At 63.4% G+C, this 25478-nt stretch carries 24 protein-coding genes and 1 pseudogene; 4 read left to right on the forward strand and 21 right to left on the reverse strand.

Annotated elements, in window-relative coordinates; all coding sequences use genetic code 11:
* Window positions 1-73: 73 nt before the first annotated feature.
* Entirely contained in the window at window positions 74-2230 is a 2157-nt protein-coding gene (locus V5B40_RS08530) for a DUF1631 family protein (protein ID WP_332354108.1), read from the forward strand.
* Between the two features lie 156 nt (window positions 2231-2386).
* Window positions 2387-3865, forward strand: a complete 1479-nt coding sequence (locus V5B40_RS08535; RefSeq protein WP_332354176.1) for a DEAD/DEAH box helicase — start codon at window positions 2387-2389, stop codon at window positions 3863-3865.
* On the opposite strand, the gene V5B40_RS08540 is transcribed toward V5B40_RS08535, so the two are convergent.
* The 7 genes from V5B40_RS08540 to V5B40_RS08570 all read right to left on the reverse strand — a co-directional run bounded on the left by V5B40_RS08540 (window position 3839) and on the right by V5B40_RS08570 (window position 11395).
* Window positions 3839-4648: a PP2C family protein-serine/threonine phosphatase gene (locus V5B40_RS08540; protein ID WP_332354109.1), complete on the reverse strand. Its 810-nt coding sequence runs from the start codon at window positions 4646-4648 to the stop codon at window positions 3839-3841. The genes V5B40_RS08535 and V5B40_RS08540 overlap by 27 nt on opposite strands.
* 99 nt (window positions 4649-4747) lie before the next feature.
* Entirely contained in the window at window positions 4748-5050 is a 303-nt protein-coding gene (locus V5B40_RS08545; RefSeq protein ID WP_332354110.1) for a hypothetical protein, read from the reverse strand.
* Window positions 5051-5054: 4 nt separating this feature from the next.
* A complete protein-coding gene (locus V5B40_RS08550) occupies window positions 5055-6722 on the reverse strand; it encodes an acyl-CoA synthetase (RefSeq protein ID WP_332354111.1) in 1668 nt (555 codons plus the stop codon).
* A gap of 42 nt (window positions 6723-6764) precedes the next feature.
* Complete coding sequence (gene glcF / locus V5B40_RS08555; RefSeq protein ID WP_332354112.1) at window positions 6765-8027, reverse strand: glycolate oxidase subunit GlcF; 1263 nt, start codon at window positions 8025-8027, stop codon at window positions 6765-6767.
* A 13-nt stretch (window positions 8028-8040) separates the two neighbouring features.
* On the reverse strand, window positions 8041-9120 hold the full coding sequence (gene glcE, locus V5B40_RS08560) for a glycolate oxidase subunit GlcE (protein ID WP_332354113.1): 1080 nt from the start codon (window positions 9118-9120) through the stop codon (window positions 8041-8043).
* Complete coding sequence (locus tag V5B40_RS08565; protein ID WP_332354114.1) at window positions 9120-10610, reverse strand: FAD-linked oxidase C-terminal domain-containing protein; 1491 nt, start codon at window positions 10608-10610, stop codon at window positions 9120-9122. The genes glcE and V5B40_RS08565 overlap by 1 nt, the downstream gene beginning before the upstream one ends.
* Window positions 10611-10645: 35 nt before the next feature.
* Window positions 10646-11395: a FadR/GntR family transcriptional regulator gene (locus tag V5B40_RS08570; RefSeq protein ID WP_332354115.1), complete on the reverse strand. Its 750-nt coding sequence runs from the start codon at window positions 11393-11395 to the stop codon at window positions 10646-10648.
* A gap of 270 nt (window positions 11396-11665) precedes the next feature.
* Here V5B40_RS08570 and V5B40_RS08575 point away from each other — a divergent pair, with 270 nt between their 5' ends.
* Window positions 11666-13495 (forward strand): SulP family inorganic anion transporter, encoded by a 1830-nt coding sequence (locus V5B40_RS08575; RefSeq protein ID WP_332354116.1) that lies wholly within the window; start codon window positions 11666-11668, stop codon window positions 13493-13495.
* A 39-nt stretch (window positions 13496-13534) separates the two neighbouring features.
* Here V5B40_RS08575 and V5B40_RS08580 read toward each other — a convergent pair whose 3' ends face one another.
* The 9 genes and pseudogenes from V5B40_RS08580 to V5B40_RS08620 form a co-directional block, all read right to left on the reverse strand.
* Entirely contained in the window at window positions 13535-13813 is a 279-nt protein-coding gene (locus V5B40_RS08580; protein ID WP_332354117.1) for a hypothetical protein, read from the reverse strand.
* A gap of 318 nt (window positions 13814-14131) precedes the next feature.
* Complete coding sequence (locus tag V5B40_RS08585; protein WP_332354118.1) at window positions 14132-14911, reverse strand: endonuclease/exonuclease/phosphatase family protein; 780 nt, start codon at window positions 14909-14911, stop codon at window positions 14132-14134.
* Window positions 14883-15314, reverse strand: a complete 432-nt coding sequence (locus V5B40_RS08590) for a TVP38/TMEM64 family protein (protein WP_332354119.1) — start codon at window positions 15312-15314, stop codon at window positions 14883-14885. The genes V5B40_RS08585 and V5B40_RS08590 overlap by 29 nt, the downstream gene beginning before the upstream one ends.
* 319 nt (window positions 15315-15633) lie before the next feature.
* Window positions 15634-16821: pseudogene (locus V5B40_RS08595) on the reverse strand (phospholipase D-like domain-containing protein); the annotation flags it as partial.
* Between the two features lie 19 nt (window positions 16822-16840).
* Complete coding sequence (locus tag V5B40_RS08600; protein ID WP_332354120.1) at window positions 16841-17944, reverse strand: AI-2E family transporter; 1104 nt, start codon at window positions 17942-17944, stop codon at window positions 16841-16843.
* Between the two features lie 245 nt (window positions 17945-18189).
* Window positions 18190-18510, reverse strand: coding sequence for an Rv0909 family putative TA system antitoxin (locus tag V5B40_RS08605; RefSeq protein ID WP_332354121.1), 321 nt, complete (start codon window positions 18508-18510; stop codon window positions 18190-18192).
* 188 nt (window positions 18511-18698) lie between these two features.
* Window positions 18699-19007: a glycine zipper domain-containing protein gene (locus V5B40_RS08610; protein ID WP_332354122.1), complete on the reverse strand. Its 309-nt coding sequence runs from the start codon at window positions 19005-19007 to the stop codon at window positions 18699-18701.
* A 57-nt stretch (window positions 19008-19064) separates the two neighbouring features.
* A complete protein-coding gene (locus V5B40_RS08615) occupies window positions 19065-19205 on the reverse strand; it encodes an entericidin A/B family lipoprotein (protein ID WP_332354123.1) in 141 nt (46 codons plus the stop codon).
* Between the two features lie 153 nt (window positions 19206-19358).
* Window positions 19359-20648, reverse strand: coding sequence for a cation:proton antiporter (locus V5B40_RS08620; protein WP_332354124.1), 1290 nt, complete (start codon window positions 20646-20648; stop codon window positions 19359-19361).
* A gap of 500 nt (window positions 20649-21148) precedes the next feature.
* On the opposite strand from V5B40_RS08620, the gene V5B40_RS08625 reads away from it, so the two are divergent.
* Window positions 21149-22486, forward strand: coding sequence for a CHASE3 domain-containing protein (locus V5B40_RS08625; RefSeq protein ID WP_332354125.1), 1338 nt, complete (start codon window positions 21149-21151; stop codon window positions 22484-22486).
* Between the two features lie 9 nt (window positions 22487-22495).
* Here the strand turns inward: V5B40_RS08625 and V5B40_RS08630 are convergent, their stop codons facing one another.
* From V5B40_RS08630 to V5B40_RS08650, 5 genes are all read right to left on the reverse strand, one after another.
* Entirely contained in the window at window positions 22496-22897 is a 402-nt protein-coding gene (locus tag V5B40_RS08630; protein WP_332354126.1) for a response regulator, read from the reverse strand.
* Between the two features lie 10 nt (window positions 22898-22907).
* Entirely contained in the window at window positions 22908-23543 is a 636-nt protein-coding gene (locus V5B40_RS08635) for a response regulator transcription factor (protein ID WP_332354127.1), read from the reverse strand.
* A gap of 88 nt (window positions 23544-23631) precedes the next feature.
* Window positions 23632-23796 carry a DUF1328 domain-containing protein gene (locus V5B40_RS08640; protein ID WP_332354128.1) on the reverse strand — a complete coding sequence of 55 codons (165 nt, stop codon included), beginning with the start codon at window positions 23794-23796 and terminating at the stop codon, window positions 23632-23634.
* A gap of 503 nt (window positions 23797-24299) precedes the next feature.
* Window positions 24300-24527: an osmotically-inducible lipoprotein OsmB gene (locus V5B40_RS08645; RefSeq protein WP_332354129.1), complete on the reverse strand. Its 228-nt coding sequence runs from the start codon at window positions 24525-24527 to the stop codon at window positions 24300-24302.
* Between the two features lie 311 nt (window positions 24528-24838).
* Window positions 24839-25270, reverse strand: coding sequence for a carboxypeptidase-like regulatory domain-containing protein (locus V5B40_RS08650; RefSeq protein ID WP_332354130.1), 432 nt, complete (start codon window positions 25268-25270; stop codon window positions 24839-24841).
* Window positions 25271-25478: the final 208 nt, after the last annotated feature.

A 25478-nucleotide genomic window follows, 5' to 3' on the forward strand; every position in this document is an offset into this window, starting at 1 on the left:
AGACCTCCGCCATCCTCGTCTATAATCCCGTGATCAAGCTCGCGCCATCTACGGTCGGGGCGCGCTGGATACGATGCACGCAATCGCGACCGCCCACGGATATCAACATCAACCGGCCAGCCAGCAACAGATGCCAGATCATCAGCCGCCGTCAACGCCGGCAAACGACTATCGTGCGCAGGTGCTGCTCGCCAGCAGAAACCTTTTTCAGCAGCGACTCAGGAAAATGGTCAGCGCAGCGGGCGGCAACATCGCGGGATGTCTCGACGGGTTCAGCTACGCAGTCGCCAACGCTCACGACGTACTGGTAGCAGCCGAGCCGCTTGACGGCTTCGACCAGGTGGCGAGCCTGACCGCCTCGCGGCTGACGCTGATGGGCGACGACGATCTCGAAGTGGGCATTCGGCTACATGAAATCACCACCCACCTGCGCGACGCGGGTGGCCGCGCGCTATGGCGCAGCCGTTCGCTCTACCTGACCTTGCTACAGCGCTCGACGATGGGGCCCGACGACAATCCGGTCGGCCCGGAAGCGATTTGCGAGGGCCTCGCGGCGATCTGTGCGCAGTATGATGGCGACACCGAGCAGACCTTCACAGTCCTCGACCGAGTCGAAGATCTCCTGTGCCAGGGCTTGCCGGCACTGTATGACGAGATCAACGACCTGCTGACAAAACTGGGCGTCGAGCCCGCGCTGGCGCACTATCCCGGGGTCACTGTCGCAGCGTCCGCCAGGACCGCAGGCGAGCAGACAAGCCGCAGCGATCAGATCACCAGCAATGCGCTGTTGCTGCTGCAAGATGTTCTGCGTCACCGCAGCGACTTTCCGCAAGGGCCCGTTGGCGGCCATTTTGCGGCGGATGACCAGGCACCATCGGTAAATCACGAGCGCGACGGCACGGCAACGCTGATGCTGGAGAATTTGCTCGCCCGCCTGACGGCCCTTGAACTGCACTCGGCGTCGGCAGCCGCCGCGGCGGGCGAGAATCAATCGTCAGCGCCAGCACCGCGCCCGCTGAAGTCAAGCGATCTCGATCTGCCGCTGGGCAGGAGCGAAACCCTCACGCTCGACACCATGGCTCTCATCTTCGAGGCCATTTTTGAGTCTGCAGACCTCCCCGACACCGTCAAGGGCATCATCGGCCGCCTGCAGATTCCGCTCCTCAAGCTGGCCATCCTTGACCGCTCGCTGTTTTCCAACAGCGAGCATCCGGCGCGCTTGCTGATCAATCGCATGGCTCGCGCGGCCGTCGGGCTGCCCCGCAACGCGAGCCGGGATGAGCCGCTATGCCAGCGCATCGCAGGCGCAGTGGCCACACTCCACAACAGCCAGGAAAGCGGCGACGACGCACTCGGCAAGGCGCTCGCCAAACTCGAGGCACTGATCGGCGAACGTGACCAGGCGGTTCGCGAGGCAGCTGCCGGCCATATCCGTCTGGTCGTGGCGTATGAACAGGCGATCACCGCCGAAAAGGCGGCCGAAGACTGGCTGCGCGCCAGCCTGGCGCGAACAAGCTCGCCGGAAATCGCCACCTTTCTCGAACGCTACTGGCTGCGGGTGATGGCTGCCGCTGCTCAGGCCGGGGGGACCGATGGCACACGCTGGCAACAGGCCAGCGCCACCGGAGGAGAACTGATCTGGAGCGTACAGCCGAAGCAGACCAACGAAGAACGCAAACACCTGGCCAGCCTGGCCTCGCCACTGATCAAGCGAATCGGCAGCGGGCTTGATGAAATCGGAATTTCACGTGCCGAAAGACTGCCCTTCCTCAACCGCCTGTTTGATCTGCAGACGTCGGCGCTACGCGGCCAGACGCCGGATGGCAGCAGACCGACAGGTATGACGCGGCGCCAGAGCGGGCCGCGCAGCGACCCGGCGGCCAAAAGCGCAGTGCGCCTCCTCGAGAGCGAAGCGCTGCAGGTCCATTACCTGGCAATGCCCGACGAACAGGAACCTGCCGCTCGCGCACGCGCCGGCAGCGACTGGCAGGTCGGCGACTGGCTGCGCTTCTCCCTGCCCGAGCAGGAGCAAGAGCCACTGTGCGGTCTCTGCTGCTGGCAAAGCCCATCGTCGCCAACGGTCGTGCTGTTCAACCCGGACTGGGGCTACGCCGTTGCCCTGCCGAGCGCGCTACTCGACCAGCAGATGCGTGCCGGCCGTGCCCAGGTGGCATCCGGGATGGCGACCTTCGACAGCGCCACCGAGCGTGCCCTGCGTCTGCTCACCTGAGCAAGACTGACGGCGCGCCACGCCGTGCCAGCCCGCGCCTCGCGCGCCGGGAAGCAGCTGCAGCCCTTGCCCGCAGACGCGTTGCAAATCAATGTATAATCTCGTTTTTTCTGCGATCGAGCGTTGACTGTCTTGACTGATCCGAAAGCTGCGCCCATACGTTTCACCGACCTCGGCCTGGCCCCCGAGCTGCTGCGCGCCATTGCCGACCAGGGCTATACCGAGCCCACACCGATCCAGGCGCAAGCGATACCCGTCGTTCTCGCCGGACTTGACCTGATGGGCGGCGCACAGACCGGCACCGGCAAGACGGCCGCCTTCACCCTGCCACTCCTGCAGCGCATTCTCCCGTTCGCCAGCCCGAGCCCTTCGCCAGCCCGCCATCCGGTGCGCGTGCTGATGCTGGCGCCGACGCGCGAACTGGCGATCCAGGTACACGAATCGGTCAAAACCTACAGCAAACATGTTTCGATCAGGAGTTGCTGCGCTTACGGCGGCGTCGACATCAAGGCGCAAATCGCCGAAATTCGCTGCGGCGTCGAAGTGCTGGTCGCCACCCCTGGCCGCCTCCTCGATCTCGTCGAGCGGAAGTGCCTGCACTTCAACAGCGTCCAGGCGCTGGTCCTCGACGAAGCCGACCGCATGCTGGATATGGGTTTCATCCCCGATGTGACCCGAATCATCAACATGCTGCCGAAGCAACGCCAGAGCCTCCTCTTCTCGGCGACTTTTTCCGAAGAGATCAAGAAGCTGGCCGACAAGATGCTCAAGGCGCCGGAACTGATCGAAGTCGCCCAGCGCAACACCGTCTCCGCGACCATCACCCACCGCGTCCACCCGGTGGCCAGCGACGCCAAGCGTGCGCTGCTGGTCAAACTCCTGCGTTCGTCGGATTTCAATCAGGTCCTGGTCTTCACCCGCACCAAGCTGGAAACCAACCGTCTCGCCCGCGAACTGCAGCGCGCCGGAATTGCTGCCGATTCGATCCACGGCGACAAGAGCCAACTGGAACGTCTGAAGGCGCTGGAAGCTTTCAAGGATGGTTCGGTACTGGTCCTGGTGGCGACCGACGTCGCCGCCCGCGGCCTCGATATCGACGAGCTGCCGCACGTCATCAACTTTGAAATACCGCGCACGCCAGAAGACTACATCCACCGCATCGGCCGCACCGGCCGCGCCGGCAAGGCGGGCACGGCGATTTCTCTGGTCTCGGCCAGTGAGGTGCCGTACCTGGTCGACATTGAAAAGCTGATCAAGATCAAGGTCGAGCAAGTGGTCATCGCCGGCTTCGAGCCGGAATACGACTACACCTACCCGCCCGGCGACAAACATCGTCAGCGCCGCAGTCCGGCCGCGCCTGCACCGGCGCCAGTTTCGCCGGAGGCAGCGCGCAGCGAACGCTCCGCCGAGCGTAGTCCGCCCCGCAAGAGCGTGAGCAAGCACAGCGCTGGCCGCCGGCCGAGCCACATCGCTGCCGATGGCTTCGACTTCAGCAAGCCCTACGAAAGCGCCGAACCGCACCCGCTCTCGGCAGCCGTCGACGGCGACCCCACGAAAGCGCCGGGCCGCACCGAGCACCCGCACAAGCGGCCCCGTGCGGTAGCTGCCTTACTTGGCGGACTTGGCCGCGAGTGAACTGACTGAACCGGCGGCGCCAGAAATGGCCGGCGGCGCATCGATCAACTTGAGAATTGCCAGCGAGATATTGTCGCCATCGCCGTTGCCCATTGCGCGTGCGCGGTCAATCAGCAATTCGGAGGCTTCCCTCGCCGATGATGCGCCATCAATCACCCACGCCAGTTCCTGATCGGTGAAATAGCCCCACAGGCCATCCGAGCAGAGCAGAAAAGTATCGCCGGCCTGCAGATCCTCGGCCTCACCGAAAGCGATCTTGGGGGCCTCGACACCGCCCAGCGAAGTCAGCAGAATGTTCCGGTGCGGATGAACGAGGGCCTGCTCAGGCGTCACCCTGCCCTGCACCACCAACTGTGCGACGTAAGAGTGATCGGTGCTGCGAAAGATCAGGCTGTCGCCGCGAAAACGGTAGAAGCGACTATCTCCGCAGTGCGCCCAGCTCATCTTTCCAGGTTGCAACAGCAGCATCACGGCCGTGCTGTGCGGGTCTTTCTCATTGATGAAACGCGACGCCTTGATCAGCATGTGCGCTTCGTTGATGCTCGATTCCAGCAGCACCCGCGCTGATTCCGAACGCGCCGAAAAGCGCTCGAGGTTGTCGCGCGCCGTGTGCACCACCTGTTGCGCGGCAAGCAGGCCACCGGCATGGCCGCCCATGCCGTCGGCGACTACTGCCAGCGCGACGCCGCCACCGCGCGGATGCGGCAGGATCGCCACCCGGTCCTGCTGCTCGCGACGATCCCCCTGATGCTGGGCCACGCAGGCATCGATTGAAATTGGCATTGATAGACTTTCCGTGCCGCCACATCCCGCCGTCCTGGGCCGGGTTGCCTGCCGAGGGCGAGCAAACTGGCGGCGCAAGCGTAGGTCGGCGCTGTTGTTCTAGAAGATCACCCGTCGAAGTTCGCTCGGGCGCGGCAAGTGACTGCTGTGATCGGGATGGCGCTCGATATATAGGCGATGAGCGGCCACCACCAGGGTGTGCACCTCGTCACCGCTCAGCGCCGGGAAATTCTCGCGCAGCAGACGATAAGCCAGGAGTTCAAGCGACTGCCCGGCCCAGCCCTGCTGTGGATCGAAAAACGGCTCGATCATCACGAAGGCGACCTCGAAAGCCGCCCGTAGATCGAGCTCTCGCCGCCGCTCCGGCACTGCCGCCGCTGATCGTTCAAGCCCTTCGCTCAAGTCCTTACCCTTCCGGGCCTCCCCTGCCATCGGCTTCTCGCGCCCGCAGGACGCGCCGTTGTACCTTGCCGGTAGTGGTCATCGGCAAGGCTTCGACGAATTCTATCGCTTTCGGTGTCTCGTAGGGAGCCAGATGCTGGCGCACCTGCTGCTGCAATTGCTCGACCAGAGCCGGCGACCCGAGCACCCCTGGCTGCAAGACGACAAACGCCTTGACCAGCGTGCCGCGCAGCGCGTCCGGGATACCAATGACCGCGCAATTGGCGACCGCCGGATGTTTGAGCAGACAGTTCTCGATTTCCGCCGGGCCGATGCGGTAGCCGCCGCTATTGAAAACGTCGTCGGCGCGTCCCTGGTACCACAGGTCGCCGTCTGCGTCGATTTTCGCCAGGTCGCCGGTCAGCCCCCAACCGTCGCCGACGAACTTCTCGGCCGTCGCCTGCGCATTCTGCCAATAGCCGAGCATGATCACCGGGTCCGGTTCACCATTGCACAGGCGATGCACGGCCACTTCGCCGAGTTCGCCGGCCGGCAGGACCTTGCCTTGCGCATCGACGACGGCCACGCGGTGCCCCGGATACGCGCGCCCCATGGCGCCGGGTTTGGCCGGCCAGCGCGACGCGCAATTGCCGACGACGTAGTTCATTTCGGTCTGCCCAAACATCTCGTTGATGGTCACCCCCAGCTTTTCCTGCGCCCAGTGAAAAACCGCTTCGCCGACCGGTTCGCCAGCGCTCATGATGCTGCGCAGATCGAGATCGTACTGCGCTCGTGGCTCTGGCACGGCCTTCATCATCATCTTCAAGGCCGTTGGAAAGAGGAAGCTGTTGCGAATGGCGTATTTCTCGATCAGCGCGAACGCCTTACCGGCGTCGAAACGGCCCTTGTACGCGAGCAGGGGCATTCCGAAGTGCCAGGTTGGCAAGAGCACGTCCCAGAGACCGCCGGTCCACGCCCAATCCGCCGGCGACCAGAACATGTCGCCTGGCTGCGGGAAGAAGTCATGCGAGCAGACGTAGCCGCTGAGGTTGCCAAGCAGCGTCCGGTGCGCCATCAGCGCACCTTTCGGCTTGCCGGTGGTGCCGCTGGTGTAGATGATCATCGCCGCATCGTCGGCGGCGGTGCGCGCCGGCGTGTAGCGTGGCGAGGCGTGCTCGAGGACTTCCGCCCACGCCTTGACGCCCTTGCCGAGCACCGCGCCAACACCGATCACGTGCCGCAATTGCGGCAGGCGGTCGCGCAGTGCCAGCAACTTCGGCAGCGAACTGTCATCGACGATGGCGACGTGCGCAGCCGAGTCGCCGAGCCGGTATTCCAGCGCGTCCGGGCCAAACAGATGCGACAGCGGTACTGCCAGCGCGCCCATCTGATAAATGGCGACATGGGCAATCGCCGTTTCCGGACATTGCGGCAGGAGGATCGCGACGCGATCGCCGGCCAGCGTCCCGAGGGCGGCCAGGACATTGGCCAGCCGGTTGGCCTGGCGTTGAATGTCCCAGAAAGTATGCGCCGACGTGAAGCCGCTCTCGTCCTCGTAGTACAGCGCAAAGCGACTGCGATCCGGAGCCCAGCGGCCACAGACAGCGACCGCGATATTGAACTTCTCCGGCACCTGCCAGCGAAAATTCTCGGCAAGTGCCGCGTAGTCGCCGCGCAGACTATTGATTTCCATGGCTTCCCCGTTTCACCAGCGACGCCCGCCTGGCGGTCTGTTTCAGGTGCCGCCGCTCAAACGCTCGTCGATCAGCTCGATCCAGTGCCGCACCGGCATTTCGCTGCCGCTTTGCAGATGCGTCTGGCAACCGATATTGGCGGTCACCATGACCGCCGGCGAAGCGGCGCCCATGGCCGCCAGCTTGTTGTCACGCAACTGCCCGGCCAGCACCGGCTGACTGATCGAATAGGTTCCCGCCGAGCCGCAGCACAGGTGCGGATCGGCGACTGGCGAAAGCTGATATCCGGCAGCCGTGAGCAGCGCCTCGACGACGCCGCGAATCTTTTGCGCGTGTTGCAGCGTGCAGGGCGAGTGAAAAGCCACGCGCAAACCGCTGTCGGCGCTGTCGGCACCCGCCTGGCGCAGCAAGGCGGCCAGCGGCACCTGCTCGGCGGCCAGCACTTCCGAAGCGTCGCGGGTCATGGCGGCGATGCGCGCGGCCTTGTCGGCGTAGAGCGGATCGTCTTTCAGCAAGTGACCGTACTCCCGCACATGCTCGCCACAACCGGAAGCGGTCATTACGAAGCCCTCGACGCGGCCGCTCTCGACGTCCGGCCACCAGGCATCGATCACCTGCCGCATGTCGTCGAGCGCCTTCGCCTGCGCGTGCAGGTGGTAGCGCAGCGCACCGCAGCAGTTGGCCGCCGGCGCCTCGATCAACTCGATGCCCAGGCGGTCGAGAACCCGCGCCGTCGCGGCATTGGTATTCGGCGTCAGGATCGGCTGCACGCAACCGGCAAGGGCAATCATTCGTCGCCGGTGCCCGCTGCTCCGCGGCCAGGGCCTGGCAGCGCCGCCCGCCGCCATCGGCACTTTTTCGGCCAGCACCGCCGGCAACAGCGGACGCAGCAACTGGCCGATGGCCACTGCCGGCTTGAAGATCCAGCGCCGCGGCAGCGCTTCGCAGAGCAGAAAACGCAGCGCGCGTACCGCCAGCGGTCGCGGCACACGCTCTTCCACTACTTCACGGCCGATTTCGAGCAGGCGATGATAGCGCACGCCCGACGGACAGGTCGTCTCGCAGGAGCGACAACTCAGGCAGCGATCAAGGTGCAGCTGGGTCGTTTCCGTCACCGGCTGCCCTTCGAGCATCTGTTTGATCAGATAGATACGCCCGCGCGGCCCGTCGAGTTCGTCACCGAGCAACTGGAAAGTCGGGCAGGTCGCGGTACAGAAACCGCAGTGTACACAGCTGCGCAGAATCGCGTCGGCCTCGCGCCCGGCAGGCGTGTCCTTGATGAAATCGGCAAGATTGGTTTGCATGGTCAGCGAACTCTCATAGTCCCGGATACATCCGGCCGCGGTTGAAAACACCTTGCGGATCGAAGGCGTGTTTCAGATTGCGATGAATTCGCAACAGCGGTGGCGACAGTGGCTGGAAGACGCCCTGCTCGGTTTTCACGGCGTCGTCCGCGCGAAACAGGGTCGCATGCCCGCCGGCCCTGGCCGCCGCGGCGCGGATCGCTCCTCCATCACCTGCACGCAACCAGCGTTGGGCGCCACCCCACTCGATTAGCGTCGGGCCGGGCAGCGCCTGCGGCGGCGCGACGGACGGCAGCGACAAACGCCACAAGGGCGCATCACCGGCAAAGAAGGCGTGCGTCTGCTCGCGCAGCGACTGCCAGAACTCTGCCGCCAGGCCATCGGCCAGCTCCTCGCCACCGAGATGCCGCTGCGCGGCGGCCAGCGCAGCGGCGGCCCCGGAAAGGCGCAGCGTCAGCACTCCATCCTGCCAGGCCGAAGCCGAAATCGGCAGCGGCCGGCCACCCCACTCGTTGAGCTTGCGCAGCGCCGCACCCTCGTCGATGGCAAAACGCAGACTCTTCTCGGCCACCGGCAGCGGCAGCACTTTGAGCGATACTTCGAGCACGAGGCCGAGCGTGCCCAGGCTGCCGGCCAGCAAACGGGAAACGTCGTAGCCGGCGACATTCTTCATGACCTGTCCGCCAAAGGAGAGCACTTCGCCAGAACCGTTCAAAAGCTTGGCGCCGAGAACATAATCGCGCAGGGCACCGACGGCCTGCCGGCGCGGTCCCGAGAGGCCCGCGGCGAACATGCCGCCGACCGTCGCCGCCGGCCCGAAGAACGGCGGCTCGAAGGGCAGCCACTGGCCCTTCTCGGCAAGCGTCGCCGCCAGTTCGCGCAGTGGCGTGCCGGTGCGCGCGGTGACCACCAGTTCGGTCGGTTCGTAGGCGACGATGCCGCGGTAGCCGCCGACCTCAAGCATGCCTTCCTTCTCGCCCTGCTCCGGGCAACCATAAAAGAGCTTGCTGCCGCCGCCACGAATTGACAGGCTACGGCCGGCACTTGCCGCCTCGGCGATGCGAGTCATCCAGTCATCGATCAATTCTTCCATCACAGCCTCGGCGAAGTGTCGGCGCTGCCGGCGCTGCCGGCGCGGGCCAGGGTGTACTCACGGCAGCGGGCAAGCGTCGGAACGCCCTTGCCGGGGTTGAGCAATCCGTGCTCGTCGAAAGCCGCTTTCAGCCGGTGGAAAGCAGCGATTTCGGCCAGGCTGAACTGCTCGGCCATGATGTCGACTTTTTCGATACCGACACCGTGCTCGCCGGTGATGGTGCCACCGAACCTCACCGACAGTTCAAGAATCTCGGCGCCGAAAGCAACCGCTCGCTCGAGTTCTCCCGGCTGATTGGCGTCGTACATGATCAGCGGATGCAGATTGCCGTCGCCGGCATGAAAGACGTTGGCACAACGCAAGGCGTACTTTTCCGACAAACTGTTAATCGCTTCCAGCATCTCGGCCAGGCGCTTGCGCGGAATGGTCCCGTCCATGCACAGGTAGTCGGGAGTCATCCGCCCCACCGCCGGAAACGCCGCCTTGCGCCCGGCCCAGAACTTCAGTCGCTCGGCTTCATCCTGCGAAACGCGAATCCCCGCAGCGCCGCTTTTCTCGAGCACAGCCGTCATGCGACCGATCTCTTCGGCCACTTCTTCGGGCGTACCGTCGGACTCGCAGAGCAGGATCGCTTCGGCGTCCATGTCGTAACCGGCATTGACGTAAGGCTCGACGGCGTGGATCGCTTTCTTGTCCATCATTTCCAGCCCGGCCGGGATGATGCCGGCGGCGATGATGCTGGCCACCGCATCACCGGCCTGGCGCACATTGCCAAAAGAAGCGATCACCACCTGCGCCAGTTCGGGCTTCGGCGTCAGTTTGACGGTCACCTCGGTGATCATCGCCAGCAAGCCTTCCGAGCCGTTCATCAGCGCCAGCAGGTCATAGCCCGGCGCGTCCAGCGCCGCGTTGCCGAACTCGACGATCTCGCCCTCGATGCTCAGGCCGCGCACGCGCATGACGTTGTGGACCGTCAAGCCGTACTTCAGGCAATGCACGCCGCCGGCGTTCTCGGCGACGTTGCCACCGATGGTGCAGGCGATCTGCGAAGAAGGATCGGGGGCGTAGTAGAGCGCGTAGGGCGCCGCCGCTTCGGAGACCGACAGATTGCGCACTCCCGGCTGGACGACCGCGGTCCGCGACAGCGGATCGACACTGATGATTTTCTTGAGCTTGGCCAGCGAGACGAGAACCCCGTCACGGTGCGGCGTCGCCCCTCCCGAGAGACCGGTCGCCGCACCGCGTGCCACCACCGGCACTTTCAGCTCATAACAAATTTTGAGGATCGCCTGCGCCTGCGCTTCGTCCGCCGGCAGCGCCACGATCAAGGGCAATTGCCGATAGGCGGTGAGGCCATCACAATCGTAAGGGCGCATCTCTTCTTCCTCGACCAGCAGCGCCTGCGCTGGCAACACCGCACGCAGACGCTCGACCAAGGCCTGCCGGTCAACCGTGAACCGCTGTTCGGCAACGCTACTTTCGATGCTCATATCGAGTTCCTCGAATGTTCCTCAAATTCCTCAAATCAGGAAATGCCTGACTGCGTGCTGACCAGATCCGCGGCCAGCTCGAACCCGACGCGGCGGGCAGCGCAACGCACGTGCTCATGGGCATGGCGGCGTGCGCGCCCCGGATCACCAGCGGCAACGGCCGCGAAAATCAGGCGGTGCTCGGCCTGCGCCTCCTGCGGCAAGGCGCCGTTGCCGCCGGGCATGATCCACGCCAGGCGACGCGACTCGGAAAAATGCCGGCCAAGGAATTCCAGCAGGCGATGCGTGTAACTGTTATGGGTGGCGGCGGCAATTGCCAGATGAAAATCGTCGTCGGCTTCGGAGCCATCGCTGCCACTGGCCAGCGCGTCGTCCATGGCCTTCAGGAAACACTCGCTAGCGGCGATGTCGGCGGGCCGACGACGGCGCGCGGCCAGCTCGGCAATCGAGCTTTCGACCATCGCCCGCAGCTCGAAGATCTCGCGCAGCTCGAGCAGTGCCGGGCCATCTCCCTGCCAGAAGCGAAAATTCAGGCTTTTCGGGACCAGGGCAACGAAAGCGCCCGCCCCCTGCCGGGTCTCGACGCGACCATCCGCCTTGAGACGTGCCACCGCCTCCCGGACCACTGCACGACTGACGCCGAAAGTCTCGGCCAGTGCTTTCTCGACCGGCAACTGCGCACCCGGTTTGATCTCGCCGCGCGCGATCTGCCCTTCCAGGGCGATCGATACTTCCTCGCTCAAGCGCGGCCGACGAACAATTCTCTTCAGCTCATTGGTAAGCATAAGAACCCGGTTGTCTGACAACTTGGCTGCAGCATACTACAAGCGGCGTGCGATGCAATGCCAGCCCTTGCCGGCAGCTCTCGCAGCTTGTCAGCACGCCCCTGGTGAGTCTTGTCGAAGTCACCGAAGCAATGCCGTTCGCCTACTCGGGGAGCAAGCCCGGTCGATCATTGTTGCTTTGCTGTTACAATCAGCCGCTCGCTGCGCCGCTGCCCGATCCGTCTGCAAACCACAGCCGGCAGCGGCCGAACGAACCGTCGAGGGAACAGAATGTCTGCCATCATTAGCCATCTGAATCGCATCTTGCCCGGAGTCATGCCGCTGGTGAGATATCGCGCCGCCGACTGGCCGCACGATATCCGAGCCGGCCTGTCGGTGGCCGCGGTGGCCATCCCGATTGCCATCGCCTATGCGCAACTGGCCGGTTTCAGCCCTTCCACCGGCTTGTACGCCTCGATCCTGCCGATGGTCGTCTACGCCTTCGCCGGCACCTCGCGGCAATTGATCATAGGTCCAGATGCCGCGACCTGCGCCATGCTGGCGGCAGTGATTGCGCCTCTGGCGGCGAACAACAGTGGCCTCTACCTCTCCTACAGCATCGTGCTGACGCTGCTCACCGGCCTCTTCTGTCTGTCGGCGAGCTTTCTTCGCCTGGGCGGCCTGGCCGATTTTCTGGCCCGACCGATCATCATCGGCCTGCTCAACGGCGTCTCCCTGACGATCATGATCGGTCAGGTCGGCAAAGTGCTCGGCAGCACGCCGGAGGCCACCCGCTTCTTCAAACAGCTCATGGAAATCCCACACCTGGTGGTCACCGCCCACTGGCCAACAGTCGTTCTGTCGATTTGCAGCGCGGCGGTGATGTTCTTCCTGCCGCGGTACACGAAAGTGGTTCCGGCGTCGCTGGTGACCATGGCCCTGGCCGGTCTGGCGGCCTTCCTGCTCGGCCTGGGCGACATGGGAGTGGCGCTGATCGGTCCGGTGGCCGCCGGCCTGCCCGATCTGGTAATCCCTGAACTGCACCTCGATGTCGTCGGCGAACTGGCCGCTTCGGCGGCCGGCCTGGCCCTGGTCCTGTTTACCAGCGGCATGCTCACGGCGCGCAGCTTCGCCGAACGCAACGGCTACGACATCGATGTGGACCGCGAATTTGCCGCCTTCGGCCTGGCCAACATCGTCTCGGCGCTGTCACAGGGTTTTGCCGTCACCGGCGCCGATTCGCGGACCGCGGTCAGTGACGCCAACGGCGGCCGCACGCAGATGGTCAGCATCGTCGCCGCACTGGCGATTTCCCTGCTGCTGCTGGTCGGCACCGGCTCGCTGGCCTGGCTGCCGATCCCCGCGTTGGGCGTCGTGCTGCTTTTCGCCTCGTGGCACCTGCTCGATTTCCAGGTCTTCAAGCGCTACCAACTGATCGAGCGCTCGGCGGTGCTCCTCGGGGTGATCACCATGCTCGGAGTGCTCGCCTTCGGGGCGATCAAGGCCATCATGCTGGCCGTGACCCTGGCCCTGCTGATGTTCATCCGCAAGGTCGCACGCCCGGACTGCGAAGAACTGGTCAATGTTCGCGGACGGTCAGGGCTTTACAACCACAAGCTGTTTCCCGACGCGGCGACGATCGAGGGACTGCTGCTTTTGCGCTTCTGCGGTCCGCTGGTCTTCTTCAATGCCAATCATTTCCGCGCCGAAGTGCATCGGGCAATCGCCCGCCAGGCAGCGCCCGTCGAACGTGTGGTGCTGGACATGATCGCCATGACCGACGTCGATATCACCGGCATCGACACCCTCGGGCGGCTCGACAGCGAACTGGCGGCAAAAAACATCACCCTCGTTCTAGCCGGCCGACAGGTCGAGTTCGAGAAATGGCTGCAGACCACCAAACACCCCGACGCGGCACTTCGCCAACGCGCTTTCCCGACCATGCGCCAGGCGGTTCGTCATTGGCGTGGGCGAAACGGCGCACGCAGCAGCGTCGACGAGGCCGAGGACACCCGCGGATCGGCAGTCGCGCCAGCAGCGCCCGTGCCGGCGCAAGCTGTAGAGCCTGTGCTGGAGATGGAGGCAGCAGCGCAGCCCCCTGTCGAGCCAAAGGCACAATAGCCGGCCGGCCTTCACCACCACCGGCCGGCTGACCGACGTTCAGCCGGCCTTTTCGTTTTCCAGGGCCTTGGAAGTGATGTGTTCGTAGAGCCCGATCAGTTTGGCCGCCAGTTGGTGATATTCCGGATGCCGCGCGACCAGCGGCTTGAGGTCCTCGGTATCGGCAAACACGCGCTCGAGAAACGCGATGTCCATGTCGTCAAGCCTGGCGCCAGCATCGACCTTCTCTTTCAGCTCCAGGGCGCGCGGCAAGCGCTCATTTTCCAGACGCTCCAACACCACAGCCGCCAGTCCCTTATCATCCGCTTCCTGACTCATCGCTCGTTCCTTCTTCAATGGTGGCGCCGAGGTGGCCACTTCAGTCGGGGATGATGCCAGCTCTCTCGAACGGAAGGCAAGCGCCGGGATGAGCCCGAGCAAGCTTTCTTCGCCTCGCCAGAGCCTTTCATACACCTGCGCCTCGGCAACACGCGGCAAGCGTGATCATTCTCGCCGCTGCGCGCGCCAGCGGAGAAGGCAGGCGGCCATTTCGGGCGGACCCCACAACGCTTGTTCCTGGGGTGCCTGTTAAGTGCGAACTCTGTGCGATAGCGAGTAGTCCGCAAACCAGGCCTGGTAAATGAGCTTGTTGTATCGTCAGCGCCGTTTGTTGGCCGGCAGGTCTGTGGCAATCAACGCCTTCACCGGCAAGTGATCGGACGCATCGCGGGCGGCGGCGCTACTGTGTGTGGTGAAGGCAAGAAGCTTGTGGCGGGGCCTGACCCACACGCGGTCGAGCGCGAGCAGCGGTGCCCAGGCAGGAAAGGAGCGCTCTGCTGGCGCGCGACCGAACATGCCGTGCATCCAGCGCAGGGGCCGCCCGAGCGGCAGCCATTCATTGATGTCGCCAAGGACGACGATCAGCTGTCCAATCGGCGCGTCGTGCAGCAGCTTGAGCAGCCGGCTCACCTGGAAGCGACGTTCCGCGGGCCGCAAGCCGAGATGGGTGACGACGACGCGCACGGATGTGCCGCCGACATCGAGCTCGACATCGAGCGCGCCACGCGGCTCCCGTGTGCGATAGCTGAAATCGTGCTGCCGAACGCTGACGACCGGGTGGCGACTGAGCAAGCCGTTCCCGAAGTTGCCTTCGTGGCGGATCATGGTGTGACCGGCGATTGCTTCCATGCCGGTTTGCTCCGCCAGATAGTCGAGTTGCAGCGAGGCGTGACCGCCGTCGAACTGGTTGGCGACCTCCTGTAGGCCGATGACGTTGCAGGCGAGTTCCTTGATCACCTGCGCGACGCGCCCGGCGTCCTGTCTGCCATCACGCCCGATACAGCGATGCAGGTTATACGACGAAATGCGCAGGCAGTCGTCGCCGAGCGTCTGCTCGAGGCCGTGCCAGTTAGCGAGTCCGCTCGCCAGCCGTGGCATTCGTGGTTGCGCGCTGCTGCTTGGCCAGCCAGCGCCGTACGATGAGGGAAGTGAGAACGAGCAGAACGATCACAGCGGCTACGATGCCGTAGTTGATTCGTGCCGGGTCGTCGAGCAGGGCGGCGAGCTGATCGCCGAAAACCGTCGTGGCGAGCGTACCCGGCAGCATGCCGAACAAGGTGCCGAACAGGAAAGGCTGCACGCGGATGCCGATGGCGGCGGCGCACATGCCGACGACCACGAAAGGCGCAACCGGTACCAGGCGCAAGGCCGTCATCGCCGACAGACTGCGCCGGCGAAGGATTTCGGCAAGTTTGAACAGGCGCTTGCCGCCGAGCTTCTGCACTTCTCGTCGTGGCAGACCGAGGCCAGCGAGGTAGCTGGCCAGCGCCGCGTTTGCCATCTTCCAGCTCGACCTCGCGCGTCATCAAGCCTTCCGGACTCAGGTCGTCGATTAGATGTTCTACCAGCGGACGTGCCGGATCGCCGACACTGGCGAGTTCGATCACCGCTTCCGGCCAGTCCGGCAGTTGTTCGAGCTGCCTCAAGGTACGGCAGCGGCCGGCCAGTGCCTCGATCGCGCCGTGCAGGCTGCCGTGCTCTTCGACTGCCGTGTCCACCGTTTTCGGCCGCGCGTCGAGGTGTTCGCCGAGCAGTCGGTTGCGGAAATGACGAATGGCCGCAGCCGCCTGAGGATCACCGCGTGCCACGATGGTCGCATCGCACTCGCTGTCCATGCCCATCGAGCGGTTGCTCAGGTTGGCCGAGCCGATGCGCAGCAACTCGTCGTCAACGATCATCAGCTTCGAGTGCAGATCGATGCAGACGCCGGCAGCCAGCTTGTCGACATGCGGGTAATAGACGTGAAAGCGGCCATGCACATCGGCCCGGCGCAGCCGCTGCACGAGACGCGTGCGCAGGACGTGCATGGTGTGTTCCTCGAGCCAGCCGTGGCTGAACAGGCGGACGAGGACGACGATCTCCGGACCATCCGGCTCGGCCAGCCGGGCGGCCAGGGCATCGCCGATACGGTGCGCCGTAAAGTACTGGTTTTCGATGTAGATGTGACGGCGGGCGCTGGCGATCATGTCGAGATAGAGTGCTTCGACCTCGGTGATACCCGCCACGCGGGGCATTTCCGGCATGGTGCGCGACAAGGCGACCTTGACGTCGTGCACATCGACACGCACTGCGTCGGGCCAACGCCAGGGCTCTGGACTCGCTTTCCTGGTCGCCGGCATTTCGCGCCCGGTTGCCGCCCGCCAGCGCGCACGCACGATCTTGCCAAGCTCGCGCGCGGCTTCGCCGTCAACCGCCATCATCGTGTCGTGGAACGGCGGGTAAGCGACGTCGCCACAACGACGGCGATCATCTTCGGCAGCATGCGCGCAGCTGTCCCAGCGGCGGACGGTGAGGTCGAAGCCACCGATGAAGGCCATCGCATCATCGATGACGACGATCTTCTGATGGTGCGAGGCGGAAATCGGATGCGTGTTGTCCCGGGCAAAACGAACACGCCGCCGCGGCCGCCAGCCGAAGCCGTGGAAAAGTCGGAACTCGCGGTCGGCGCCGAACACCAGCGGGTAATCCCATTCCAGGATATTGATCCGCAGTCCGCGGCGGCGACGTACCAGCCAGTTGAGAAAATCGCCGAGCTGCGCTGGCGGTGCGCCCGGCCGGTCGTCGAAGGACAAGGGAGTCGCGCTGTTGAAGTCCCACGCCAGGATGGCGACCGATTGGCTCGCCCGCTCGGCAGCCAGCGCGAAAGCCCGAAAATACTCCTCGCCGTCGACCAGCAGGCCGACTCGTGACGCATGCGCCACGACCGTGCAGTTGCGGCCCGGTTCAAACAGCAAGGACGCGGCCGCTTCAGACGTCGACGGCGCAGATCGTCGCGTTGGCGCGTTCATCGCTCACTGTGGCCTTGCATCACGCACGCGAGCGGGTGGGGGAACGGGGAGGCGAGGCCGCGAGCAACTCTGCCACCGACTGGAACGACTCCACATGCTGAGCGACCACTTTCACGATCACGATGATCGGGATGCTCAGCAGCATCCCCCAGACACCCCAGAGCCACCCCCAGAACAGCAGCGAGACGAAGACCGCTGCCGTATTCATCCTGGCGATTTTCCCGGTCATCCAGGTGGTTACAAAAGTACCAACGAGCGTGGCGATGAGAAGCGACGCAGCGGCAGCCAGCAGCGCGGTCGATAGCGCATCGAACTGCAGCAAGACAGCCAGGCCGACGCCAGCCGCCGTCAGGGCCGGACCAAAGTACGGAATGAGGTGGAACAGGCCCGCGGCAACGGCCCAGGCGCCGGCGTTCTCCAGGCCGATCCAGCGCAAGGCCGCCCAGGTAAGCGCGGCGAGCAGCAGGTTGGTCGTTAGAAGCATGAACATGTAGCGCTGGATCGATTCGTTGATGCCATCAAGAACGTTGAGCGTGATCTTCTTGTTGGCCAGTGACGGACCCGCAAGCCGCACCAGCTTTCTCTTGTAGCTGTCGCCTGTGAGCAGGAAGAAAAAGGTCAGGAGAAGCACCATGCTTCCCCGGCCGATCATCCCTGCCGCACTGGTCCAACCCGCCCACAGGAAATCACCGAGTTTGAAGCGCGGCGGTTCGACGACCACGCCCGTCGCCGGCTGTTTGGCGGCTGAAGCCAGGTCGGCCGCCTGGTTGGTTACCTTCTCGATCTGGGTTGCCACCGTTTGTACCTTCTGCACGGTACTCTCCGAACCTTTACTCATTTTGGTGAGCCTGATCGACACCTTTTGTGCGGCGTCGGGCAAGTCATCGAGTATCGTCTGCACTTGCCCGCTTAACGAGTAGGCCCCGAGCGCAAGCGCGCACACCACGCCGATCATCACCGCGCTGACCGCGGCAACGCGCGGCACGCGCGTCCGCTCGAGCCACACCACGAGGGGGTTCAGGGTGTAGGCACAGAGGATTCCGAGGACAAGGGGGATCAGAAGATGTTGTGCCCAGTCCAGCGCAAATATGACAGCGATCGTGGCGAGAACGGTGAGGGCCACACTGCCGCCGCTTGCCGGCGCTCGAACGGCGACTGGCGAGGCGGGCGGATCGCTACCCGCCGGAGTTTGGCTGTCCGCCCGAGCGTCCACTTCAGGAGTCCTGCTTACTGCCAACGGGGTGGCAATGGTCGGGGCCGTGTTCAAACCAGCTGCACCTCCTGGCAGTTGGCCAGACAGCAAGGTCCGCTTTCCTTACGCACGCCAATCGCGTCCGTCGCGCCAGGATATTCCTCCGCCCGCAACGATTACTTCTTGTCCTTGTCGTCCTGGGCCGCAGCCTGCATTTTTTCGCCCGCTTTTTCGAGTTGCTGCCCGACCTGCTGGGTTGCCTTGTCGACCTGCTGCCCGACCTTGTCGGTAGCTTTGTCGACCTGCTGCGCGGCTTTCTCGGTCGCCTGGTCGATCTTCTTGCCAGCCCGTTCCGCTGGACCTTCTTCCTGTTTCTGGCAACCGGCCAAGGCAAGGAGCAGCGCCGCTGAGGCAATAATGGCCACGGATTTTTGTTCGAATTTCGTCATTTGTCGTACCTCCTGATGAGACATGGATGAGAGCATGGCATGCGCCAAGAAATGTGACTGGGCATCCCTGATTGGGCATCCCTGACCCGACCGACGGGAGGGCGCTGTGTCGGTTCGCACTGCGCGCCACTACGCCTGCAGATGCGGATCCCGTGCAGCGCGCCTGTCGGTCGTGCGCAATCAAATGTCAGGGCCGCTGGGACTTGCCCGAGGTAAGCCGGCCAAAGACCGCTCTCTCAGCGCCGGGCAGATAGCGCGCCGATGAGCATTCCCAAGGCGAGCGCACCGCCGACGACCGTCCAGGGGTTGTCGCTGGCGATCTTTTCAACTCCGTGTCTGAGCTGAGAGGCCTTGCTTCGCGCTTGCGCGCGCAGCTCCAGCGCCTTTTCGCTCGCCAGCGTGCCACGCGCCCGTAACGAGCGCTCGAGCGCTTCGCCCTTGTGCGCCGCGTTGCCGATGCGCTGCTGTAGCTCGTCCGCAACCTCGTGCACGATGCTGCTGCTGGCACTTTGCGGTTGCGCGCCGGTGGAAATCAATTTCGTCATGGTGTTTTCTCCTGTTTCAAGAGATTTCGGAGTCCAGGCATGGTGGATCTCACTGGGTCACATCTTTTTCTGCACGTCCTCGGCGCTCTTCTGCACCTTTTCGCCACCAGCCTCGATGTCCTGGCCGGCGCCTTTGACGGTGTTACAACCGGCGATCATGAACATCGCCGCAAGCAGCATTGCAATCGAAGCTTTCATTGTTCTGACTCCTGTTTATCATGCCGGCCCGGGCGGCGGGAGAGGTTAACACAACTGAGCACACCGGGCTGATTGCATCTTAGTTAGGCCGCCTGTTCCCGCCTGTCAGCGCCTGCGGATAGCCGCGTCGGACGACTCCTACGCGGGAAGCTGTCAGCTTGTTCGCCAGAAGCGGGCTATCAGCGGCTTGACGCTGATGCCATGGACGAGAATCGACATGGTGATGACGATCAGTGTCAAGTGGATAAGCTCCAGCGCCACGTCTTCCGGGAGGCCGTGTTGAATGGCGTACATGAGATAGTAGAGCGAGCCGATGCCACGCACCCCGAACCAGCCGACCATGCCGCGAACGCGCGCTGGCGTGCGCGAACCGAGCAGCCCGATCGCAACGCTGAGCGGGCGTGCGACGAGGAACAGGAACAGGGCGAGGCTCACCGCTCGCCAACTCCACGAATCGAGAAACAGCGAGCCCCCGACGAGCAGGATCAGCAGCAGTTCCGAGATTCTCTCAAGATGTTCCTTGAAGATCAGCGAGCCTTCGCTGACGGTCGGCACGGGATCGCCGCCACCTGACGTGGCGACCGGGTCGTGCTCGGCAAGCCCTTTTTTCAAATTGGCGGCCCTGGCACTGATCAGCCTGACTTCGGTCTGTCGAAGCGACACGGCGGCAAAGAACACCGCGAGAAAGCCCCATGCATTGACCAGTTCGCTGAGCCCATAAACGACGCCGATCAGTCCCAGGCCGAGGAAATCGTCCATCAACTGGTGGTCGAAACGTCTGCTGCGCAAGGTCCAGCCGAGCCGGCCGAGAGCGGAACCGAGGACAAATCCGATGGCGATCCCGGCAACGGTCGCCCACAGCACATCCACGAGCGCCCAGCGCAGGCCGAAATCGCCGAGGTCGTGCAAACCGAGCAGGCCCAGGCCGAGCATCACGAACGGGAAGGCACTACCGTCATTCATGCCGGCTTCGCAGGTGAGATCGAAGCGCAGGCGGTCGCGGTCGCCGGGATGGCGGATCTGGACGTCGGTGGCGAGGACCGGATCCGTCGGCGCCACGATGGCGCCGAGAAGCACCGCTGCGCCGAGGGGCAGCCCGAGCACGTAGTAAGCAAAGGCGGCAACCATGGCGACGGTGAGTACCATCGATGCCGAAGCCAGAAGCAGCGGTGTGCGCCAGCGATCGAGCCGCATCGGGGCAGGCATCTTGACCCCGGCTGCAAAGAGCGAAATCAGCACCGCCACTTCGGTCAGCACTTCCAGCAGTGCCGATTCCCTGAGCGGGTTGAAGTGAAAGACGTTGAGCAGCGTCGGCCCGACGAGCAGGCCGATCAACAGATAGATGATCGCCGAGGTCACCGGCAGCCGCTTGATGAATGAGGGCGTCAGGCCCATGACGAGCAACAGCCCGCCCACCAGCAGGAACCACAGTGTGACGGTCATCTCAGTTCCTCCGTTGAATGTCTCGGATGGAGCACAGCAGCCAAGGCCGCGTCCCAATTGGACGCCACTGTGCGTCACTTACCACCGTCACGCCTCGGGAATCTGCTGCGCTGACGCCATCGGCTACCCGTGCCGTTCTTTCGTCCCGAGCGATAAATCCTATGGACTACGATTTGAGAGAGCCGCTGCCGTTCAATGTCGCCGTTTGCGGAGGCCTGAAAGACGGCCGCTGAGGTCAAGGCGCGAGCAAGTCAAACGAGCGATCACGGAGGACATCGAAAAATCTCCTACAATCGAATTCGAAAGTGGGCATCTCGGTCATCCGCCGCATACCGCCTGCAACCGAAATCGAGGCCAAGCAGATTGCGGTACAAAGCGCTGAGCTCGACAACTTGCATCCGAGCGCCCGGGCCGACGGTCCTCGCCGAACAGGATTCATGATGACAGAACCGGATACCCTGCAACCGACCCCATCGCCCACCAAAGCGCAAGAACGGTCCATGGCGAGCGGTCGCTCTGACCTGTCACGGAAGTTGTCTTACGTACTGCTCGTCACCGGTTGTGCCATCGCGCTGACCTTGTTGATTGCCAGCCAGTATCAGTCGTCACTCGGCTTGCAGACGCTCAAGGAGCTTGGCACGCAAACCGAGAAGATCGGCCAGCTTGATCATCTGCAGATACTCCTGGTGGAGGCCGAGACCTCTGTGCGCGGCTATCTACTGACAAGCGAGCTGGTCTACCTCGAATCCTACCGACGCGCGGCACCGAAAATCGACGCCGCGATCGATCAACTACATATCGACTTCGCTCGCTATCGTTCGGTCGACATCGCCGCGCTCACGATGCTCGTGCGAGCGAAATGGAAAGTGATGTCAGAGGCAGTCGCCAGACGGGCCCTGGGAGAAGCCACCCCTGACGATATGGTGGGCAAGATACTGATGGACGAGGTTCGCGGGCAACTGGCCCGGCTGCGTGACGAGGTGGTGAGCGAAGGTCGGGCAATCGTTGCCAGTTCCAGCGAACGATTCCGCCTGGCACAACAGGTCGGTGCGGCCTTGGCTCTGATCGCCCTCATCCTGCTGCTCATCCTGTTCACCGTGGTTCAGCGCCAATTTGCCTTGCGCAAGCGCGTGGCGGAGATGCTCGCCAGCGAAAACGAACGGCTCGAAAGCCAAGTGCGCAAACGGACAATGGAACTACGCAATCTCGCACGCCACATTACCAACGCGCGCGAAGACGAGACGGCGCGACTGGCCCGGGAGCTTCACGACGAGCTCGGCGCCTTGCTCACGGCCGCCAAACTCGATGCGGACTGGATTGCCAGAAAATTGCCCGACAACACGCAGGAAACCCATCTCCCCCGAGTCAATCGTCTGCAGCGTACACTGGCCGAAGGCATTGCAATAAAACGTCGCATCATCGACGACTTGCGGCCGCCACTGCTCAAGGAGCTTGGCGTCATTGAAGCCCTGCGGGCGCTGGCCTCGGATGCTCCCCTGGAGCACGGCACTCAGGTCGAGACCGATCTGCCGGACAGTGCCGCCAGCATCGACAGTCAGCGAGCACTGACGCTGTTTCGTATCGCGCAGGAGGCGTTCACAAACGCCCACAAGTATGCGAACGCAAGTCATCTGAAGCTTTCCTTGAAAATCGATGGGACGGCCGCTCATTTGAGCGTAGCGGACAATGGCCGCGGCTTTGCACCAACAGAGCGGTCGCGCAAGCGGCACGGCATCGACGGCATGGAACATCGCGTGCAGGCGTATGGCGGGAGCTTTGTGGTCCGCTCGGCGCCCGGGGAAGGCACTACAGTCATTGCCAGCATCCCATTACACTGACCGTGCTGACTATCCCGCCTTGGGCACAAGCCGCTCGACATAGTCGATCAAGGCATCCGTCCCCACGGCCTTGTCGAAAAATGCCGCCACACCAAGCGCGGAACACCGCGCCCGAACGGACAAGTGGCCATAGCTGGAAAACACCACCGCGTGCAGGGTGCCGAAGCGCTCCGGCAAGCTGTGCAACTGGCGCAGCACCCCGAACCCGGTGCCTTCACTCAGTTCGAGATCGACAATGGCCAGATCGACCGGGTGCACTTCAAGCAGCTCGATCGCTTCCTGCTCACCCGTGGCCCTGGCACACACCTTCACGCCGGGGATCTCCTCGAGTTCCTCGGTCAGCATGTCCTGCAGCAGCAGGGAATCCTCTACCAGCAGAATGCGCAAGGTCTCTGCCGTCTTGTCTTGCATGGTACGATCCTCACTCCATCAACAAGCCATTCCGCAAAGCGTAGGCGGCCAACTCCGCGTTGCTGCCCAGTGCGAGTTTTTCGAGCAGACGTGTGCGGTAGGTGCTCACGGTCTTTACGCTCAAGTGCAAGCTGTCGGCAATCTCCGACACCGACGCGCCTTTGGCAAGCCGCAGGAAGACCTGCATCTCGCGCTCCGACAGCGCGGTATGCGGCGGTGCCGTTCCTTCTCCGAGCAGCTCTTCGGCCAGCAGTTCAGCCGTACGGGCCGACAGATAACGCCGCCCCTGGGCAACGGTACGTATCGCCTGGAGGAGATCCTCGCGCCCGCAGTCCTTCGAAAGATAGCCACTGGCGCCGTTGCGGACCATGGCCAACGCATAGCGTTCTTCGGGAAAGCCACTCAGGACCAGCACTGCGACGTCGGCGTGGCGTTGACGGACAGTGCGCAGGACATCAATGCCGCTTTGTCCAGGCAAAGACAAATCCAGTAGCACCACATCGCACGCGGTCTCACGCAAACGATTCAGCGCTTCTTCACCTGACGCGGATTCGAAGGCGATGCTTATCCCGATTTCTTCACCGAGCAACTCACGAAACCCGGCACGGACGATCTGGTGGTCATCAACAATGGCAACGCGCAGCATGATGTGTCCTTCGTAACCGTCGACCAAGCCATCGAACGCTGAACTGGAACGTAAACCGGATCCCCTACGGAACCCGGTCAGCCTGTCATCATCGCCCCCTTGTCATATTGAACAGGAAGCTCGCCACCGCCAAGATGAGGAAAATCACGAAAAGCACTTTGGCGATTCCTGCCGCGCTCGCCGCGATACCGCCGAAACCGAACACGCCCGCGATGATGGCGATAATGAAGAAGACTACTGCGTAATGAAGCATGATGCCCTCCTTTTCCACCGCACCCGCGTAAGGGTCGGAGGTGGATCAAAATATCGAGCCAAGGTAGTCCCAACTCTTCGCGCATATCGGCGTGGCCGTTGGCGTTCCTGCCATGGCAGCAAGGTAGTGCGATGTGCGATGTGCAGCGGCGATGTGCGATGTGCAGCGCGCTCATGAGCAAGGCTGCGCTGCTTGAGCCGTCGAGTTTCATCTCTGCAATCTCCTGCTGGTGTGCTTGCCCCGAAGCGTCAATGACCGTTAGGGTCGCGTTGACTGCAGGATCATGGTATTCGGTTACGCCACTTATGCCCGTCGGACAATGCCCAAGTTGTTGTCGGACGATTCCTGCAAACCGGCGAGTAGTGCAGGGCTGCGCGTGGACACATGGGCATGGCACACCGCTTCCGCTGCCGCCTTGCCCGTCATGAGAGTCGCGGCGACTTGCAGGATCAGGGCAAGGAGCCGACAAAGACAGCTGCCTGGGAGGCCAGGCCCATCGCTTCTTACCGACTTTGCTTCTTACCGACTTCGTGGCCGATCACGCCGCCGACAGGGGCGCCGCCGACCGTTCCCACACTGCTGCCGTCCGGAAGATTGGCTACACCGATGTCGTCGGCGCCGGCGTCGATGCTGGTACTCTTGTCCAGCGTCGACATCTCTGCACAAGCACCAAGGCCGAACAGAACAGCTGTGGCGAGTGCGCTGAAAATCACTCTTCGCATCGTTTTCATGGGCTTACCTTACCTCTTCGTCAAAGATCGTGTTGCGGGCACGTTTCGCCTTGTCGACCATGGCTTGTAAGCCGAGTCAGCTGTCCGCCGAAGGTGCCGCTGAGGTAGCCATCGGGCGGATTTTTTGGCTGCTTTCCCTTGTTCGCATCCATCGCCGCCAGCGACGGCAGGTCGAAATCGCGCTGCGGCAGTACGCGGCGCGGCGATCAGGGCAGCGGGCTGATCGCCCAAAAACGTCGTGCCGGCTACGCGCCGGCCTTGCGCGGTTCTACGCAGCAATCAGCTGCCTTGTAGCGACCGATCTGGCGCCTTTATTCGTGATCCCAACGGAAATCAACCGTCTTGAGCGCTGTCGCATCGACGGCGATAGAGCGCTCGATCGCTGTACCGGCATAACTCGCGACGACCCGATACTTTCCTCGCGGCAATTTCGCCAGGAACCACGGTCCATCGGAAGTGGCTTCCAGCAGCGTCTTGCCCTTTGCGTCAGCGATGGCAACCCGCACGTCACTCAGGTATGACCCGGACGTCATGGCAAATACCAGCTTCAGGTTGAACTCGCTGACGTGGTCCTTGAGCTGCTGCAGCGACTCCTCGCCGACTCCGCCCGACACATAGGGCAAACCACCAGCCTGGCGGACCATGAGTCTGTCATCAGCCCCGGCATCGGTTACGAACGACGCAAAGCTCAGCGCAGTGATCAACAGGCCGTGGACGAGAAATTTGCTGTATTTGTTGTTCATGTCGAAACTCCGATTCATGAGCCGAGACCCTGATACCCTGATGGGGACGCCAGCAGGACTGTTGCGCAGCGTCGCGCCAGCAGTCTGCCTCGCAAGCTTCGATCGCGTGCCATGTTGCGCAGGATCCTCGTTACGTTGCTCCTTGTGCATAGGGAGAGATTGCAACGCCCAGCGATGTTCGAAAACAGTACTGAGCACTTCAACAGTA

It is taken from the genome of Candidatus Accumulibacter meliphilus, assembly GCF_036625345.1.
Lineage (GTDB): Bacteria > Pseudomonadota > Gammaproteobacteria > Burkholderiales > Rhodocyclaceae > Accumulibacter > Accumulibacter meliphilus.